Raw genomic sequence first — 16126 nt, 5'->3', positions numbered from 1 at the left:
GGCTGTGCCGCCTCCGGGCTCCCCCAATCGGACTCGCCCCGTTTCCAAAGTCGTTCCACCGGCGGGCCCCGGAGATTACTGTTCGGTAGACAACGTCGTTCCGGAGGTGCCCGTATGACACCCGACCGTGCCGTAGGCCTCGCCGAGTCCGCCCGTGCACTGGCCGACGGGGAGGTGACGTCGCAGGCGCTCGTCGCGGAGGCGCTCGCGCGGATCGAGGCGACCCAGGGGTCCCTCAACGCCTTCCGGGTGGTCCGGGCCGAGGCCGCCCTCGCCGAGGCGAAGGCCGCCGACGCGGAACTCGCCGCCGGTGGACGCCGGCCACTGCTGGGCGTACCGGTCGCGGTGAAGGACGACATGGACGTGGCGGGCGAACCGACCGCGTTCGGCTGTTGCGGCGAGTTCCCCCCGGTCGCCGAGGACGGTGAGGCGGTACGGCGGCTGCGCGCGGCCGGGGCGGTGATCGTGGGCAAGACGAACACCTGCGAACTGGGGCAGTGGCCCTTCACCGAGGGGCCGGCCTTCGGCGCGACCCGCAACCCGTGGCACTCGGACCACACGCCCGGCGGTTCGTCCGGTGGTTCGGCGGCCGCCGTGGCCGCCGGTCTGGTGCCCGCCGCGCTCGGCTCGGACGGCGCCGGTTCGGTGCGGATCCCGGCATCGTGGACGCATCTGATCGGCATCAAGCCACAGCGCGGCCGCGTCTCCACCTGGCCGCGCGGCGAGTCCTTCCAGGGCATCACCGTCAACGGCACCCTCGCCCGTACGGTGGCCGACGCGGCCCTCCTGCTGGACGCCGCCGCCGGCAACCACGATCTCGACCCGCACCGCCCGCCGGCGGTCGACGCCTCTCAGGCCGTGGGCCGCGAACCCGGACGGCTGCGCATCGCTCTCTCCCTCAAGCCGCCGTTCACCGCACTGCCAGCCCGTCTGCAGCCGGAGGTGCGGGCCAGGGTCGTCCGACTCGCCGAGAAACTGAGCGCGTTGGGGCACTTCGTCGAGGAGGCCGATCCGCCGTACGGCCAGATCGGGCTGACCTTCATCCCGCGCGCGACGGTAGGTATCGCCGAGTGGGCGAGCGCGGTGCCCTTCCCCGCGCTGCTCGACCGGCGCACCCGGGACGCCGCCCGGCTGGGCCGGCTCCTCGGCGGGGTCCCGCTGCGGGCGGCCCGGCGTGCGGAGGCGGTGCTGCACCGTCGTATCGGCGCGTTCTACGAGTCGTACGACGTGATCCTCGCCCCCACGACGGCCGCTCCCCCGCCCCGCATCGGCGCGATGCTCGAACTCGGCGGTTTCGCCACCGACCGGGCGATGATCGCCGCCTGTCCCTACGCCTGGCCGTGGAACGTGCTGGGCTGGCCCGGTGTGAACGTCCCCGCCGGGTTCGTGGACGGTCTGCCCGTCGGTGCCCAGTTGCTCGGGCCGGCGAACAGCGAGCCCCTGCTGATCTCGCTGGCCGCGCAGTTGGAGGCGGAGCTGCGCTGGCACGAGCTGTGGCCGCCGCAGCAGGGCGAGACCGTTCCCGCCCCGGTCGTCTGAGGGCCGCAGGTCCTACCCTGTGACGATGGACGATGCGTCGATGGTCGGGCTCATGGGGCGGGTCACCGGCACGGTGGGACCCGGGCTCGTCGGCGAGGTGATGGTGCGGGTGCGCGGGGGTGCGGAGCACTTCCTCGCCTATCCGGCCACCGGCACCGACCGCATCGAACGCGGCACGGTGGTGATGGTGGTGGAGTACCAGCCGCCGCGGACGGTCTACGTCCAGGCCGCATACGACAGTTGAGCCTGCTCCTTCGCAGGTGAGAGCCGTCCGCGTCAAGGTTGCGGCAAGGATGCGTCAACCCCTGTACCTGCGTGGCGCACAGGCGCACACTCCCATTCGTTCGGTGCCGAAAGGGCACCATCCAAAGGGGGCGTATGCCGATGGTTGTCGGCGTCGTTGCGGGGGTGGCGGTAGCTGCCGTCCTCGTTCTGATCGGTCTGTTCAAGATGATGTGGCGGGTCGCCGAACCCAACGAGGCACTGGTCATCTCCGGCTCCAAGCACCGCACCGAGGGCTTGGAGGAGGGCATGGGCTTTCGGATCGTCACCGGGCGGGGCACGCTGGTGCTGCCCGGTGTGCAGGCGGTGCGCAAACTGTCGCTCGACCTGAACGAGACCGAGTTGCAGGTGGACTGCGTGACGCACCAGGGCATTCCGCTGAAGGTGCGGGGCGTGGTCATCTTCAAGGTGGGCGACGACTTCGTGTCGATCGCCAACGCGGCCCGTCGTTTCCTCGACCAGCAAAAGCTGATGTCGGAGCGGGTGCACAACGTCTTCGCCGGTCATCTGCGGTCCATCGTGGGCGGGTTGACGGTGGAGGACATGATCCGCGACCGGGAGAAGCTCACCGGGCAGACGCGGGCGGCCTGCGGTACCGAGATGGAGAAGCTCGGGCTCATCGTCGACTCGCTGCAGATCCACGAGATCGAGGACCCCACCGGGTACATCCAGAACCTGGCCATGCCGCACGCGGCGGCCGTGCAGCGGGACGCGCGGATCGCGCAGGCCGAGGCGAACCGTCTCGCCACCGAGGCGGAGCAGCAGAGTTACGCGCGGATGGCCGAGGCGACTCGGGACAGCGAGATCCTCCAGGCCGGCTACCAGGCCGAGCGCGACAAGGCGGGGGCCAAGGCCCGGCAGGCCGGTCCGCTCGCCGACGCGGCCGCCCGGCAGGAGGTCGTCGTCCAGGAGACGCGGGTCGCCGAACTGGAGGCGCACCGGCGCGAGCAGCAGCTCCAGGCCGATGTCCGCAAGCCCGCCGACGCGCAGGCCTACGAGAAGCGCACGCTGGCCGAGGCCGAGCGCGACGCACGGATCTCCGCGGCGCAGGCCAAGGCGAAGGAGACGGAGCTGGCGGCCGTGGCCGAGGCGACCAGGGTCAAGACGGCCGCGGGCGCGGAGGCCGAGGCGACCAAGACGCGCGGCACGGCCACGGCGGCCGCGACCCGGGCCACCGGAGAGGCCGAGGCCGCAGCCGCGCAGGCCAGGGGTCTCGCGGACGCCGAGGCGACCAAGGCCAAGGGGCTCGCGGAGGCGGAGGCCATCAAGGCCCGGGCCGCCGCCCTGGCCGAGAACCAGGAGGCCGTGGTCGCGCAGCAACTCGCCGAGAACTGGCCGGAGATCGTCCGCGCCGGAGCGTCCGCTTTCGGCAGCGTCGACAACATGGTGCTGCTCAACGGCGCCGACGGCATGGCGGACATGTTCGCCAAAGCGCTCACCATGGGCGGTACGGGACTGGGGCTGGCTCGGCAGCTGCTGGCGTCGATGAACCAGAACGGGCAGGCCCCGAAGGAGGGTTCCCCGCTCAACGGGCTCTCCCAGAAGGTGCCGATGGACGAGAAGTGACCCGGCGGAACCGCTTGCGGGGGCAGCCTCTAGGGTGCCCCCGTGAGCATCAGCACCGATGAGAACGTCCCGGGCCGCCACGGCCCCTCCGCCACCACCGAGGCCGATCCCCGCAAGGTCGGCAAGGTGCGCACCGAGTACTCCCCCGCACACGACGGCGACCCCGACCCCGGGGAGATCGTCTGGACCTGGGTGCCCTTCGAGGAGAACGACGGGCGGGGCAAGGACCGGCCGGTACTCGTGGTGGCCCGGGAGACCGGCGGGACGTTCCTCGCGGTGCAGCTGTCGAGCAAGCGGCACGACGGGGACCGTGAGTGGGTCGCCATCGGCAGCGGGCCGTGGGACCGGACGGGGCGCGACTCCTGGGTCGACGTGGACCGCATCCTCCGCCTGCACGAGCAGGGCATGCGCCGGGAGGCGTGCGCCCTGGACCGCGGCCGGTTCAACCTGGTCAGGCGCCGGCTGCACGAGCGCTACGGCTGGACCTGAGCGCTACCGCTGGAGCTGCCCCTCGGGGAACGCCCGTATGAACGCGGCTCGCACCGGGCTGTCGGGCGTGCGGTCCAGGATGCCGAACACCACGTACTCGAAGGCCCCGGCGAACCGCCCGCCGGACGCGAGCAGCCCACGGAACGCGCCCGCCACCTGCGCCGGGTCGTTCTGGAACACCCCGCAGCCCCACGCACCGAGCACCAGTCGCCGGTACCCGTGCGCCACGGCCGTCTCCAGCACCCGCTCCGCACGGATCGCAAGCGCGCCCGGCAACTCGGCCGTGCGCTGCGGGGCCGTACGCCGGATGACGCCCGCGTTCGGAGCGGCGGCGGTCAGGAAACCGGCGGTGTACGGGGCATCCAGCAGCCGGCCGCGGTCGTCGCGGAACACGGGCACGCCGGGTGAGTGGATGACACGGTCGGTGTAGAACGGGTCGCGGTGGGCCCGGTGGTGGTCGTAGAACGCGCGGGCGCCGAGCAGGCTGGTGTACAGCGCCGAGGCGCGGCACAGGGCTTCCTCCTGGGCCTGGGCGCCGTTCAGATAGCCGCCGCCCGGGTTGCGGGCCGAGGCGAAGTTCAGTACGGCTGTCCCGGCGCCGAGGCGACGGGCCGCCTCCAGGCTGCTCTCGCCCGTGACCTCGAAGAACGTCTCCCGCTGGGGGACCTGCGGCACCGGCACCGGGTCCGGCCCGTACATCCGGGTGCCGTCCCGCGCAGCCTCGATCGCGGGCGCGAGGGACACCTCGTGGCCGTCCGGCGCGCGGTACCTCCCCGCCGCCACGATCTCTTCCGTCTGCTGCGCGATGCCGCGCAGGCGCGCGCTCATGGCGCCACCCCCGTGCGCGCCATGACCGTGCGACCGCGTCGGCTGCACGCGATCTCCCCCGCCGTGCTCATGCACGCATCCTGAGCGATGCTGGTCGTGCGGTGCAACAGAATTCCCGGGCGCCGACAGCCGACCGAGAACAAGCGGGAAAGTCTCCGCCAACGCCCGGAGAGCAAAGATTACGCACCCGGAACGTGCCGGTACGCGCCCTTGTGCGAAGCGACGTGAGGGTCTTGGGTGGGACGAGTGTGCCGGCCCGCCCACAAGATCCGGGCCGGGCGGCATCGTGGACTCTCAGGAGGATCCAAGACATGTCAGATTCGGTGAGCGACTGTACGGAGCAGCCGCGCTCCGCAGTCACCGAAGCCGAGGTGGAGGCCCTCGTCAGGGGTATCTGCTTCAAGACCGGCCCGCCCCGTACCCTCGGGGTCGAAGTGGAATGGCTCGTCCACGAGCTGCACAGCCCGCAGCTCCCCGTGACACCCGAACGACTCGAAGCGGCCTACGCCGCAGTACGGACCGTGCCCCTGAGGTCGGCGCTCACCGTCGAACCCGGCGGTCAGCTGGAGCTGAGCTCCCCGCCCGCCACCTCGCTGATGGAGTGCATCGGTACCGTCTCCGCCGACCTCGACGCCGCCCGCGCGGTGCTGCGCGAGCAGGACCTCGATCTCGTCGGCATGGGCAACGATCCCTGGCACCCGCCCCGCCGTTTCCTGCGCCAGCCGCGCTATGACGCCATGGAGGCGCACCTGGACCGGGCGGGCCCGGCCGGCCGCGCCATGATGTGCACCTCGGCCTCCGTGCAGGTGTGTCTGGACTCCGGATACGAGGAGCCCGGCCCGCTCGGGCACGGACGGCGCTGGTGGCTGGCACACCAGCTGGGCGCGGTCCTGGTCGCCGCCTTCGCCAACTCCCCACTGGCCGGGAACGAGCCCACGGGTTGGCTCTCCACCCGGCAGCTGCTGTGGATGGAGATAGGCCCGGGCCGCGCGGGCGCACCTCCGCTGGACGGCGACCCGCGGGTGGCCTGGGCGCGGCACGTCCTGGACGCGCCGGTGATGTGCGTACGGCAGGACGGCGGCCCGTGGGACGTCCCGGACGGGCTGACGTTCCGGGAGTGGACCAGGTCGGGAACGCCGAGGCCACCGACGCAGGAGGACCTCGACTACCACCTCACGACACTGTTCCCGCCGGTCAGACCGCGGGGCCATCTGGAACTGCGCATGATCGACGCGCAGCCGGGCGAGGACGGGTGGATCGTGCCGCTCGCCGTGACCACGGCGCTCTTCGACGACCCCGAGGCCGCCGAGACCGCCTACCGCGCGGTGAAGCCGCTGGCCGAGCGCGGCATGTCGCTGCCTGCCCCGCACAACCCGCTGTGGCTCGACGCGGCCCGCTCGGGCCTCGCCGACCCCGAGTTGCAGGAGGTCGCGGACACCTGCTTCGCGGCGGCACTGGAGGCCCTGCCCCGGCTGGGGGCCACGACCGAGGTCACGTACGCCGTCGCGGCGTACCGGGACCGCTATGTCAGCAAGGGCCGCTGTCCCGCCGACGACCTGCTGGACGAGCTCTACGGCACGGACCGCCCCCTGCACGGGAAGGACAACCGGACATGACCGACCCCGCCCACGACGCCGACACGCTCCGCGAGCGGGCACTGACCACCCTCACCACCGCCCGTGCCCGGACGACCCTGCTGACCTCCTGCGTCGAGGACCCCGATCTCACTGCCCAGCACTCGCCGCTGATGTCCCCGCTGGTGTGGGACCTCGCGCACATCGGCAACCAGGAGGAGCAGTGGCTGCTCCGGACGGTCGCAGGGCGGGAGGCGATGCGGCCCGAGATCGACGGCATCTACGACGCCTTCGAGCACCCCCGCGCCGCCCGCCCCACCCTGCCGCTGCTGCCGCCGACCGAGGCCCGTCACTACGCCTCCGAGGTGCGCGGGCGGGTCCTGGACCTGCTGGAGAGCACCGCGTTCCACGGGACGCGGCTGACCGAGGCGGCATTCGCCTTCGGGATGATCGCGCAGCACGAACAGCAGCACGACGAGACGATGCTGATCACCCATCAGCTCCGCAAGGGCCCGCAGGCCCTGACGGCCCCCGACCCGGAACCGGCGCCCCTGCTGACGGGACCGTCGGAAGTCCTGGTCCCCGGCGGCCCGTTCACGATGGGCACCTCGACCGAGCCATGGGCGCTGGACAACGAACGACCGGCACACCGGCGCGAGGTGCCGCCGTTCTACATCGACACCACACCGGTGACGAACGCCGCGTACAAGGCGTTCATCGAGGACGGCGGCTACGACGACGACCGCTGGTGGACGCCTGAGGGCTGGGCGCACATCCGCGGGAACTCGATCCACGCGCCGCTGTTCTGGCGCCGGGACGGCAAGCAGTGGCTGCGCCGCCGCTTCGGCGTCACCGAGGTGGTACCGCCCGACGAGCCCGTCCTGCACGTGTGCTGGTACGAGGCGGACGCCTACGCCCGCTGGGCCGGGCGCCGGCTGCCCACCGAAGCCGAGTGGGAGAAGGCCGCCCGTCACGACCCCGCCGGGGACCGCTCGATGCGCTACCCGTGGGGCGACGACGATCCCGGACCGGAGCACGCCAACCTCGGCCAGCGGCATCTGCGCCCGGCGCCCGCCGGCAGCTATCCGGAGGGTGAATCACCCCTCGGCGTACGGCAGTTGATAGGTGACGTGTGGGAGTGGACGGCGAGCGACTTCCTGCCGTACCCGGGTTTCCAGGCGTTCCCGTACAAGGAGTACTCGGAGGTGTTCTTCGGGCCCGAGTACAAGGTGCTGCGCGGCGGTGCGTTCGCCGTGGACGCGGTCGCCTGCCGGGGCACCTTCCGCAACTGGGACTATCCGATACGTCGGCAGATCTTCTCCGGGTTCCGCACGGCCCGGTCCGCGGGGGACGTCTGATGTGCCGTCACCTGGCCTATCTGGGCCCCGAGGAGCCGCTCGGCACACTCCTGGTGGAACCCCCGCACGGCCTGTACCGCCAGTCGTGGGCGCCTCGGCGGCAGCGGTACGGGACCGTCAACGCGGATGGTTTCGGGGTCGGTTGGTACGCCGACGGGGACCCGGTGCCGGCCCGGTACCGCCGGGCCGGGCCCATCTGGGCGGATCCGTCCTTCGCCGATCTGGCACGGGTCGTACGCAGCGGCGCGCTGCTGGCCGCCGTACGGGACGCGACCCTGCCGGGCGCCGATCAGGAGGCCGCGGCGGCACCGTTCGCCGGCGGTCCCTGGCTGTTCAGCCACAACGGAGCGGTGAAGGGCTGGCCGGGCTCGCTCGCGCCGCTCGTCCCGACCCTGCCCGCGGTGGATGTGCTGTCGATGGAGGCCCGCAACGACTCGGCGCTCGTGTGGGCGCTGGTCCTCGCGCGACTGCGCGGCGGCGACGAGGAGGGGCAGGCACTGGCCGACACGGTCCTGGAGGTCGCCGAGGCGGCCCCCGGTTCCCGGCTCAACCTGTTGCTCACCAACGGCGAGACCATCACCGCGACCGCCTGGGGCGACACCCTCTTCCATCTGACCCGGCCCGGCGGCGGCACCGTCGTGGCCTCCGAGCCGTACGACGACGATCCGCACTGGCAGGAGGTCCCCGACCGGACCCTCCTCGCGGCGAGCCGCACCGACGTGCTGCTCACCCCGCTCAAGGATCCGAGCGACCCCCTGCAAACCTCCGCACCACCGAAGGAGCCCCGCACGTGAGTCCGTTCCTTCTCACTCGCACGCTGCCCGAGGACGCCACCGACGCCGCACTGCGCGCCGACGTCCTCAAGGGCCTGACGAGCACGCCCAAGACGCTGCCGCCGAAGTGGTTCTACGACGCGCAGGGCAGCGAACTGTTCGAGAAGATCACCGAGTTGCCCGAGTACTACCCGACGCGCGCCGAGCGCGAGATCCTCGTCGACCGGGCCGGCGAGATCGCCGTGGCGACCGGCGCCCGCACACTGGTCGAACTGGGCTCCGGCTCCTCGGAGAAGACGCGGCACCTGATCGACGCGCTGACTGGACTGCACACGTACGTCCCCGTCGACGTCAGCGAGAGCGCCCTCACGCTGGCCGGGCGCGCGCTCGTCGAGGAGCGGCCGGAGCTCGACGTGCACGCGCTGATCGCCGACTTCACCGCAGGACTGACGCTGCCGGACACGCCGGGGCCCCGGCTGGTGGCGTTCCTCGGCGGCACCATCGGCAACCTCCTGCCGGCCGAGCGTGCCGCGTTCCTCGCCTCGGCGCGGTCCCTTCTCTCCCCCGGTGACGCGCTGCTGCTCGGCACGGATCTGGTCAAGGACGAGAGGGTCCTGGTCGAGGCGTACGACGACGCGGCCGGGGTGACGGCCGCGTTCAACAAGAACGTCCTGGCGGTGATCGACCGCGAGTTGGGCGCCGACTTCGATCCGGCCGCGTTCGACCACGTCGCCGTGTGGGACGCGGACCACGAGTGGATCGAGATGCGGCTGCGCTCGCGTACCGCGCAGACGGTGAAGGTGCCCGCGCTGGGCCTCGCCGTCGACTTCGCGGCGGGCGAGGACATGCGCACCGAGGTGTCGGCGAAGTTCCGGAGGGACGGTGTCCGCGCGGAACTGTCGGATGCCGGACTGGAGCTGGCGCACTGGTGGACGGACGGCGAGGGGCGCTTCGCGCTGTCACTGAGCGTGGCGCGGTGACGGACGGCTCGCGCGATGCCCCGCCTTGGGGCACCGTGGAGTGACGCGTGTGAGAGGAGCACCCACATGTCGAACCACACCTACCGGGTCACGGATATCGTCGGCACCTCGCCGGAGGGCGTGGACCAGGCCATCCGCAACGGCATCGAGCGTGCCTCGCAGACCCTGCGCAACCTGGACTGGTTCGAGGTGACCGAGGTGCGCGGCCAGCTCGACAACGGGCAGATCGCGCACTGGCAGGTGACCATGAAGGTCGGCTTCCGCCTGGACGAGGCCGGGTAGCGGGCCCGGCCCCTCTCCTCAGGTCCGCCCCTCCCGCTCCTGCGCCACCTTCAGCGCCGCGGAGGGGGCGGACCAGCGTGCCCGTACGACGGTGAATCCGGCCCGTTCGGCGTCCTCGCAGACGAACTCGTCGTCGTCCACCAGAACCCGGATCTCGTGGGTCCGGGCGAGGCGGTGCAGGATCTCCAGCTTGGTGCGCCGGGCGGGCCGCCGGTCGTCGTTGCGCCGCATGTACACGCGCCCCTCGGGCAGCCCGTGCGCGGCGAGCCAGTCGAGGGTGTCGCGCCGGCAGCTCTCGGGCCGCCCGGTCAGATAGCGGACCTCGCACTCCTTCGCGCTCTCCCGCGCCAGCGTGACGCCCTCCGAGAGGGGCGGGTCCTGCGGAGCGGCTCCGAAGAAGCCGTCCCAGTCACGCGGCTTGCGCTCCAGGAAGTGCTGGCGGTGTGCCGTGTCGGCGAGGGTGTTGTCCAGGTCGAACACGGCGAGGGGGCGGTGGTTGCTGTCGGTCACGTCCCTCACCCTAATCCGGGGCCCTGATGTGAAACAGCCCGACAGGAGGACATGGTCCGGACTAATTCACCGACCAGCCGTTTATCCGCAAGCCTCACATGATCGCCGAAAAAACAAGAGTGGCGAATGCGCCACCGCGGGGCGGCAATTCACGTTGGCGGTTGATTGCTCAAAGAGAGCGCTGTCATACTCCGGCTTCCGGCTTCCGGCTTTCGCCACCCGCCACCCGTCCCCCATCAGGCCCGCACTCCCCAGTGTGTTCGGCATGCCGCAGCGAAGAAGGTGCGCCTGTGCCCGATTTTTCACCATGGCACGACAACTCCCTCACATCCAATTCTCCGGTTAATGGTCCGGTACCGTCCAAACGCATATCCGAAGACGCCGAATTCCACGCACTCCGCCGCACCCAGCGCAGGTTCGGCGTGCTCGCGACGATCCTCTCGGTAGGCGGATTCCTGCTGTACGTACTGCTGTCGCATGCCACCCCCGGCCTGATGAACCAGCGTATGACCGGCAACCTCACCCTCGGCCTCGCGCTGGGTCTCGGTCAGTTCGTCGTGATGGGCGTGACGGCCTGGTGCTACGTACGGCACATGCACACCCGGGTCGACCCGCTGGCCCGGGGCCTGGCCTCGCGACTGCGGCAGCAGGAGCTGGGATCGCCCCGAGCCGCCGCGCCGCACGGCGAGGCCGGGGGGTACCGCACGTGGTGACCGTGTCCGCAGGCATCGTCGACAGGTTCAGCCTCAACCTGACGTTCGTGCTCTTCCTGTCGGTGGTCGTGGTCACGCTGTTCATGGCGCTGCTGACAGCACCTCAGCGCGACGAGATCAGCGAGTTCTACCTCGGCAACCGCACCATGTCCCCGCTGCGCAACGGCCTCGCGATGTGCGGCGACTACGTGTCGGCCGCGACCCTGCTGGGCAGCACCGGACTGGTCGCGCTCAACGGGTACGACGGACTGCTGTACCTGGGCGGGACCGTTGTCGCCTGGATGATGGTGCTGCTGCTCATCGCCGAACCCCTGCGCCGCGCAGGCAAGTTCACCCTCGGTGACACGCTGGCCATGCGGCTGCCCCGGATGCAACGCCCGGTCAGGCTCGCCATCGCCGTGTGCACCCTCGCCATCGCCACACTCTATCTCGTTGCCCAACTCGTCGGCAGCATCGCCCTGTTGACCCAGTTCACGGGCGAACCCGGCGCCGCGACACGGACCCTGTGCGTGATCGTGATCGGCACCGTCGTCATCGTGTACGCCGCGATCGGCGGCGCGCCCGGCGCCACCGTCATCCAGATCATCAAGGCCGTGATGCTGGTGGCGGGCGTGACGGTCACCGCGGTCATGGTGCTCAACCACTACGACTGGAACCCCAACGCCCTGCTGTCCGCGGCCGCGAACCACAGCGGCACCGGCACGCAGTTCCTCGAACCCGGACTGCGCTACGGCGTCAGCGCGACCAGCAAGCTCGACTTCTTCAGCCTGGAACTGGCGATCGTCCTGGGCCTCGCCGCCCTCCCCCACGTACTGATGCGTCTGCTCGCGCCGCGCAAGATCGACGTGCTGCGCTCCTCGGTCGTGTGGGCGGTGGGCCTGGTCGGCCTGGTCTGCCTCGCCGCCGGCGTCCTCGGTCTCGGCGCCACCGCCATCGTCGGCCGGGCGACCATCGCGGAGACGGATCACAAGGGCGACTCCGCCGTCCTGCTCCTCGCCAACGCCCTGGGCGGCGGCATCCTCACCGCCCTGCTGTCCTGCCTCGCCTTCGTCACACTGCTCGCGGTCGCGGCCGGCCTCACCCTCGCCGCCGCGTCGTCCCTCGCCCACGACCTGTACGGCGAGGTGATCCGCAAGGGGCGCGCGAGCGAGACCGAGGAGCTGATGGTCGCCCGGCTGTCCGCGGTCGTCATCGGCGTACTCGCCATGATGCTCGCCCTCGTCTCCTGGGGCGCCAACACGGCGACGCTCGCCTTCCTCGCCTTCGCGATGGCGGCGTCCGCGATCCTGCCGACGATCGTGTACACCCTCTTCTGGCGCCGCTTCACGGGGCAGGGAGCGCTCCTCAGCCTCTGGGGCGGCTTGGTGTGCTCGGTGCTGCTGGTGCTGTTCTCCCCGGTGATCTCCTCCACGCCCGGCTCCTTCTACCCGGACTCGGACTTCGCCTGGTTCCCGCTCCAGAACCCCGGCATCGTCTCCATCCCGGCGGGCTTCTTCCTCGGCTGGCTCGGCACGGTGCTGAGCGACCGCCGGCAGCCCAGGGACGACGCCGCCTACGAGGAGTTCGAGGTGCGGATGCTGGTGGGCGCCGAGGAGTAGCTCCGGACCCAATTGTTAATGGGATCCATTTTCATATAGCCTCCTCGGTGTTCACCGACCGAGGAGGTCCGTCATGGCTGTCCCCAAGCGGAAGATGTCCCGCAGCAACACCCGCCACCGCCGCGCCCAGTGGAAGGCGAGCGCGCCGCAGCTCGTGCCCGTCACCGTCGGCGGCGTCAGACACCTCGTGCCGCAGCACCTGGTGAAGGCGTACGAGCGCGGACTGCTGCGTCCCGAGAGCTGACCGGCGATGCCGCACGGGAGCGACTCCGAACTCCCCTTCCGCCCCGGCCGGTTGTGGACCTTCGTCACGGAAGAGCCCGACAGCGGCGGCCGGCACGCGCGTGCTCAGGCCCTCCAGGTGGCCGTTGGCTGACTCCCCCGCCGCCGTCCTGCCTATTCTGGTGGAGGGCCGGTCCTGCTCGCAGAGCGCGAGAAGGGAGCCGCTGGTGACCGAGCGGACGATGGACAGGGTGGCCGCGGACACGTTGCGGCGGGCCAGGGATGCCGCCGCGCGTGAGGCGTGGGCCGAGGCGTACCGGTTGCTGGGCCGCCTGGACGCCGGACGGCTCACCCCGGACGACTTCGCCGCGTTCGCCGACGCCGCCTGGTGGACGGGCCGCGTCGACGAGTCGATCGGCCGGCGGACACGGGCCTACTCCGGGTACGTCACGGCGGGGGCCGCCCGGCAGGCGGGGCATTCGGCGTGGCTGCTGTTCTACGAGCACCAAATGGCGGGCCGTACGGCCGTGGCCGCCGGCTGGCTGGGGCGGGCCCGGCGGCACCTGGGCGGTGAGCCGGAGTGTGTCGAGCAGTGCTACCTCGCCTGGGTCGACGCGGAGGACGCTCAGCGGCGCGGTGCCTTCGACGAAGCGATGGCGGCGGCTCGGCACATGGCAGGGATCGCGCGGCGCCGCGGGAGCCCGGATCTGCTCGCCTTGGGCGTCCAGGCGCAGGCGGGCGTGCTGGTGTCCCAGGGGCGCGTCCGTGAGGGGCTCGACCTGCTGGACGAGGCGATGTGCTCGGCCATGGCGGGTGAGCTCAGCTCATTCTTCACCGGCTGGGTCTACTGCCTGGGCCTGCAGCAGTCCATGGCCTGCGTCGATCTGGGACGCGCCGCCGAATGGACCGACGCGGCCATGCGGTGGTGCGCGGCGATGCCGGCCGAGAACAACTTCCGGGGATTGTGCCGGGTGCACCGGGTCGAGGTGCTGGAGCTGCGCGGCAGCTGGCCCGAGGCGCTCACCGAGGCGGAGCGGACCTGCGAGGAAGTGCTGCCGAACGAGCGGCGGACGGCCGCCGAGGCGGTCTACCTGGTCGGCCAGATGCAGCGGCGGCGCGGCGAGCTCACAGCGGCGGAGCGGTCGTACGACCGCGCCCATGAACTCGGCCGCGACCCGCAGCCCGGCCTCGCCCTGCTGCGGTTGGCCCAGGGGAAGGCCGACGCCGCGGCCGCCGCCCTGCGGCATGCGGGCGGAGTCGAGGCGGGCGGTCTCACCCGGTGCAGACTGCTGGCTGCCCAGGTGGAGGTGTGCCTGGCACTGGGCCGGACCGCCGAGGCACGCACGGCTGCCGAGGAGCTGGCCTCCCTGGCCCGCGACTGGCAGCGGCGGTGCTGTTCGCGGACGACTCTCCTGCACGCGAGCGCCGCCACGGCGTCCGGCGCGGTGGCCTTCGCGGCCCGTGACCTCGACCGGGCGCTGCCCCGGCTGCGCCGGGCGCTGACGCTGTGGCTGGAGCTGCGGGTGCCGTACGAGGCGGCCCAGGTGCGGATGACCCTGGCCGCCGCCGACCGGGCCGCCGGGGACGACGAGGGTGCCCGCATGGAACTGCGGGCAGCCGAGCAGGTGTTCCGGCAGCTCGGTGCGGTACCGGACGCGCTCCGGGCGGCCGCTCTGCTCGCCGATGTGCGCCCGGGGCGGCCCGGTGGGCTCACCGAGCGGGAGATCCAGGTGCTGCGGCTGGTCGCGGCGGGCCGTACGAACCGGGCCGTCGCGGCTGAGTTGGTGATCAGCGAGCACACCGTCGCCCGGCATCTGAACAACATCTTCGCCAAGCTCGACGTGTCCTCGCGGGCGGCGGCCACGGGGTACGCGTACCGGCACGGCATCGCGTGACCCGTATGGGCCGTTCCGCCCATGCCCCGCTCCCCCCGGATGGGCGATTCCGGCGATGAACGCGTCCCCTCCGCGCGCGTACACCGGTGGTGTATCCCCTCCTCCCGGCACCCGAACGGAGAGCGGCGGCCATGTCCACCTCCACAGCGACCCTCGACCACCGGCTGGCGGACCGGCTGCGCGGCGACGTCGTCAAGCCCGGGGACCCGGCCTACGACGAAGCCCGCAAGGTCTACAACGCCATGCACGACAAGCGGCCGGCCGTCATCGTGCGGGCCGTCGACGCGGGCGACGTCGTCGCCACGGTGGACTTCGCCCGCGAGCAGGGCCTGCCGCTCGCCGTGCGCGGCGGCAGTCACAGTGTCCCCGGCCACGGCACATGTGACGGCGGGGCCGTCCTCGACCTGGGCCGGATGCGCGGGGTCCGCGTCGATCCCGGCGCCCGCACGGCGTGGGTGGAGGGTGGCTGCACCTGGGCGGACGTCAATCACGCCACGCACGCGTTCGGGCTGGCCACCACCGGCGGGGTCGTCTCCACGACCGGCGTGGGCGGTCTGACCACCGGCGGCGGCATGGGCCATCTGGCCCGGCGCTGCGGTCTGGCCTGCGACAACCTCGTCTCGGTCGACCTGGTGACGGCCGACGGGTCCTTCCTGACCTGCACGGACAACCAGCACAGCGATCTGATGTGGGCGGTGCGCGGCGGCGGCGGCAACTTCGGCGTCGTCACGTCCTTCGCGTTCCGGCTGCACCCCGTCGCCGACATCCTCGGCGGGCCTACGTTCTTCCCACTCGACGCCGACGTGATCCACCGGTACCGGGAGCTGGTCGCCGAGGCGGACGAACGGCTCGGAGCGGTCCTCGTCGTGGGGCTCGGACCACCGGTGCCGTTCCTGCCCGAGCGCCGGCACGGCCGGCCGCTGTGCGGTGTGGTCGCCTGCTGGAGCGGCCCGCCGGACGAGGACGACCGGATGCGGGACCGGGTCGCCGCACTGGGACCCGTCCTGGGCCGGCACCTGGAGCGCATGCCCTATCCCGTGATCAACACCCTGTTCGACGAGCTGGTGCCCGCCGGGCTGTACCACTACTGGAAAGGGAGCTTCACCAAGGACCTGCCGGACGGCGCCGTCGACGCCCTCGTCGAGTACGGCGCCACCACGCCCTCGATCCAGAGCGTCACGGTCGTCTTCCCCATCGACGGGGCCTGCCACCGCGTCGGACCGGAGGAGACCGCCTTCTCCTACCGGGACGCCGACTACTCGATCGCCCTCAGCCCGACGCTCACCACCCGTGAGGAGTGCGAGGGCCGCAAGGACTGGGTGCGCGCCTTCCACCGGGCGATGGAACCGCACTCCATGGGCGGCGGCTACGTGAACTTCATGGACGGCGACGACCAGGACCGCGTACGGGCCAACTACCGGACGAACTACGACCGTCTCAGGGATCTGAAACGGCGCCACGACCCGGGCAACCTGTTCCGCCTGAACCACAACATCGCACCCTGAGGAATCCTCCGG

16 protein-coding genes are annotated in these 16126 nt (G+C 71.7%); 14 read left to right on the top strand and 2 right to left on the bottom strand.

The window, feature by feature from the left end; translation table 11 throughout:
• The first annotated feature begins 114 nt into the window (after window positions 1-114).
• From AB5J55_RS38065 to AB5J55_RS38050, 4 genes are all read left to right on the top strand, one after another.
• On the top strand, window positions 115-1539 hold the full coding sequence (locus AB5J55_RS38065; protein WP_369274990.1) for an amidase: 1425 nt from the start codon (window positions 115-117) through the stop codon (window positions 1537-1539).
• Window positions 1540-1564: 25 nt separating this feature from the next.
• Window positions 1565-1783 carry a hypothetical protein gene (locus tag AB5J55_RS38060; protein ID WP_369274989.1) on the top strand — a complete coding sequence of 73 codons (219 nt, stop codon included), beginning with the start codon at window positions 1565-1567 and terminating at the stop codon, window positions 1781-1783.
• 134 nt (window positions 1784-1917) lie between these two features.
• Window positions 1918-3387 carry a flotillin family protein gene (locus AB5J55_RS38055; RefSeq protein ID WP_369274988.1) on the top strand — a complete coding sequence of 490 codons (1470 nt, stop codon included), beginning with the start codon at window positions 1918-1920 and terminating at the stop codon, window positions 3385-3387.
• 42 nt (window positions 3388-3429) lie between these two features.
• Complete coding sequence (locus AB5J55_RS38050) at window positions 3430-3876, top strand: type II toxin-antitoxin system PemK/MazF family toxin (protein ID WP_369274987.1); 447 nt, start codon at window positions 3430-3432, stop codon at window positions 3874-3876.
• A gap of 3 nt (window positions 3877-3879) precedes the next feature.
• Here AB5J55_RS38050 and AB5J55_RS38045 read toward each other — a convergent pair whose 3' ends face one another.
• Window positions 3880-4704 (bottom strand): TIGR02452 family protein, encoded by an 825-nt coding sequence (locus AB5J55_RS38045; protein ID WP_369274986.1) that lies wholly within the window; start codon window positions 4702-4704, stop codon window positions 3880-3882.
• A gap of 311 nt (window positions 4705-5015) precedes the next feature.
• Here AB5J55_RS38045 and egtA point away from each other — a divergent pair, with 311 nt between their 5' ends.
• The 5 genes from egtA (at window position 5016) to AB5J55_RS38020 (ending at window position 9671) form a co-directional block, all read left to right on the top strand.
• Window positions 5016-6320 (top strand): ergothioneine biosynthesis glutamate--cysteine ligase EgtA, encoded by a 1305-nt coding sequence (gene egtA, locus AB5J55_RS38040; RefSeq protein WP_369274985.1) that lies wholly within the window; start codon window positions 5016-5018, stop codon window positions 6318-6320.
• Window positions 6317-7636 (top strand): ergothioneine biosynthesis protein EgtB, encoded by a 1320-nt coding sequence (gene egtB / locus AB5J55_RS38035; RefSeq protein WP_369274984.1) that lies wholly within the window; start codon window positions 6317-6319, stop codon window positions 7634-7636. Before egtA ends, egtB begins: the two co-directional genes overlap by 4 nt.
• Window positions 7636-8430 (top strand): ergothioneine biosynthesis protein EgtC, encoded by a 795-nt coding sequence (egtC, locus tag AB5J55_RS38030; protein ID WP_369274983.1) that lies wholly within the window; start codon window positions 7636-7638, stop codon window positions 8428-8430. Before egtB ends, egtC begins: the two co-directional genes overlap by 1 nt.
• Window positions 8427-9389 carry an L-histidine N(alpha)-methyltransferase gene (gene egtD / locus AB5J55_RS38025; protein ID WP_369274982.1) on the top strand — a complete coding sequence of 321 codons (963 nt, stop codon included), beginning with the start codon at window positions 8427-8429 and terminating at the stop codon, window positions 9387-9389. The genes egtC and egtD overlap by 4 nt, the downstream gene beginning before the upstream one ends.
• A 66-nt stretch (window positions 9390-9455) precedes the next feature.
• A complete protein-coding gene (locus AB5J55_RS38020; protein WP_369274981.1) occupies window positions 9456-9671 on the top strand; it encodes a dodecin in 216 nt (71 codons plus the stop codon).
• An 18-nt stretch (window positions 9672-9689) separates the two neighbouring features.
• On the opposite strand, the gene AB5J55_RS38015 is transcribed toward AB5J55_RS38020, so the two are convergent.
• Window positions 9690-10181 carry a hypothetical protein gene (locus tag AB5J55_RS38015; RefSeq protein ID WP_369274980.1) on the bottom strand — a complete coding sequence of 164 codons (492 nt, stop codon included), beginning with the start codon at window positions 10179-10181 and terminating at the stop codon, window positions 9690-9692.
• 98 nt (window positions 10182-10279) lie between these two features.
• On the opposite strand from AB5J55_RS38015, the gene AB5J55_RS38010 reads away from it, so the two are divergent.
• The 5 genes from AB5J55_RS38010 (at window position 10280) to AB5J55_RS37990 (ending at window position 16114) form a co-directional block, all read left to right on the top strand.
• Window positions 10280-10894, top strand: coding sequence for a DUF485 domain-containing protein (locus AB5J55_RS38010; protein WP_369274979.1), 615 nt, complete (start codon window positions 10280-10282; stop codon window positions 10892-10894).
• Window positions 10888-12492, top strand: coding sequence for a cation acetate symporter (locus AB5J55_RS38005; RefSeq protein WP_369274978.1), 1605 nt, complete (start codon window positions 10888-10890; stop codon window positions 12490-12492). The genes AB5J55_RS38010 and AB5J55_RS38005 overlap by 7 nt, the downstream gene beginning before the upstream one ends.
• Before the next feature lie 73 nt (window positions 12493-12565).
• Window positions 12566-12736 carry a 50S ribosomal protein L32 gene (gene rpmF / locus AB5J55_RS38000; RefSeq protein WP_369274977.1) on the top strand — a complete coding sequence of 57 codons (171 nt, stop codon included), beginning with the start codon at window positions 12566-12568 and terminating at the stop codon, window positions 12734-12736.
• Between the two features lie 205 nt (window positions 12737-12941).
• Entirely contained in the window at window positions 12942-14609 is a 1668-nt protein-coding gene (locus AB5J55_RS37995) for a LuxR C-terminal-related transcriptional regulator (RefSeq protein WP_369274976.1), read from the top strand.
• A 131-nt stretch (window positions 14610-14740) separates the two neighbouring features.
• A complete protein-coding gene (locus AB5J55_RS37990; RefSeq protein WP_369274975.1) occupies window positions 14741-16114 on the top strand; it encodes an FAD-binding oxidoreductase in 1374 nt (457 codons plus the stop codon).
• Window positions 16115-16126 lie beyond the last annotated feature (12 nt).

The organism is Streptomyces sp. R11, assembly GCF_041051905.1.
Lineage (GTDB): Bacteria > Actinomycetota > Actinomycetes > Streptomycetales > Streptomycetaceae > Streptomyces.
The sequence above is the reverse complement of the archived record's forward strand: the minus strand, read 5'-3'. Positions and strand labels throughout refer to the sequence as shown.